Raw genomic sequence first — 1,353 nt, forward strand, 5'->3', positions numbered from 1 at the left:
ATGGCGGGTCACCGGTCTGGCCCGGACCACCGACCGGGAGTTCGTTACCACCACCGGAGCGGACCTGGTCACCGAGATCGAGCCCCGCGCCTACGACGCGGTCGCCGACACCGCCGGGCTCCAGGCCACCGCCATCGATGCCGTGGTGGACGGAGGCGCGTTCGTCGGCGTCCTCCCCATCGCCCCGGTCGCTGCGCAGCGCGGCATCGAGCCGACCGACGTCTTCGTCCAGGCTGATGGCGTACGCCTGGCCGAGCTGCTTCGTCGTGGCCACGCGGGCGACCTTGCCGTACGCGTCGCCGAGGAAGTGCCCTTCTCCGAGTTCGCCCGGGCGTACGCGCTGGTCGGGCAGGGTGGCCTGCGTGGTCGGGTCGTCCTGACCTTCTGAGCAGGCTGACCTCGGGGATAGACACGGCCGCCGGGGCCGGGCAGGGCCCGATCCCGGCGGCCGAGCCGTGTGGGATGGTCAATGGGGTGGTCAGGAGACCCGGGGGTCACTCACCGGCGCTCGCCCTGCTCCTCCATCTCCAGGTCACGGAAGCCGCGGCCGGTCTTCGCGTTGCCCGTCGTCGGGAGCTCGTCGAGGAATTTCGCCGACGCATACTTCGCCGTCTTCAGCGCGAACTCGGCCGACGTGCCGCCGACGATCGCCAAGTGGTACGGCGGGCAGTCCGCGGTGCCGAGCAAACGGATCTTCTCCTCCAAGAAGGCTATGATCTTGTCGGGGTTCAGGATCGCCTTGGTCTCCTGGTAGAGGTAAGACTTGTTGGCCGACCCGCCGCCCTTGGCCATGAACAGGAACTTGTAGGAGTTCTCGTGGCCCTTGATCGTATCGGCGTACAGCTCGATCTGGGCAGGCAGGTTGCAGCTGGTGTTCTTCTCCTCGAAGAACGTCACCGGCGCATTGTGTGAGTAGTGCAGGTTCAGCTTCGTGTAGGCGTCGAACACGCCGTGGGCCAGCAGCGGCAGCGCCGACGGCTCGACCTTCAGGAAGGTGCGCCCGTCGGGCCCCCTCGACCGTCGAGACACCCTTGTTGGTCAACTTGCGGTACGCGGTCGTGTCCTCGCCGATCGGCAGTAGGTCCTCGTAGACGAATTCAGTCATGGCGTCCTCCAGTCGTTGGTGCGCCCCTCATCCTTCCACCGGGCTCCGACGCCCGGGCGGGAACCCCACCCGCTCACCCGATCAAGGCACCGAGGGACGCCTCCAGCCGCGCGGGATCGATTTCACGACCGCGGATGGCGAGGGCGTGCAGCAGGACCCCGTCGATATGGTCGAGTACGGCAAAGGTGGTCGCCTCCGGCTCGTCGATGCCGGCCTCGGTGAGCACGGCGGTGAGGAGTGTGCACAGG

At 67.7% G+C, this 1,353-nt stretch carries 1 protein-coding gene and 1 pseudogene; one reads left to right on the forward strand and one right to left on the reverse strand.

Annotated elements, in window-relative coordinates; genetic code table 11:
• Positions 1-388, forward strand: a 388-nt coding sequence (locus tag HMPREF0183_RS09605; RefSeq protein WP_005885478.1) for a zinc-binding dehydrogenase, incomplete at its 5' end; no start/stop codon positions are given.
• A gap of 125 nt (positions 389-513) precedes the next feature.
• Here HMPREF0183_RS09605 and HMPREF0183_RS09610 read toward each other — a convergent pair.
• Positions 514-1,105: pseudogene (locus HMPREF0183_RS09610) on the reverse strand (fumarate hydratase); the annotation flags it as partial.
• Positions 1,106-1,353: the final 248 nt, after the last annotated feature.

The sequence above is a fragment of the Brevibacterium mcbrellneri ATCC 49030 genome (genome assembly GCF_000178455.1).
GTDB lineage: Bacteria > Actinomycetota > Actinomycetes > Actinomycetales > Brevibacteriaceae > Brevibacterium > Brevibacterium mcbrellneri.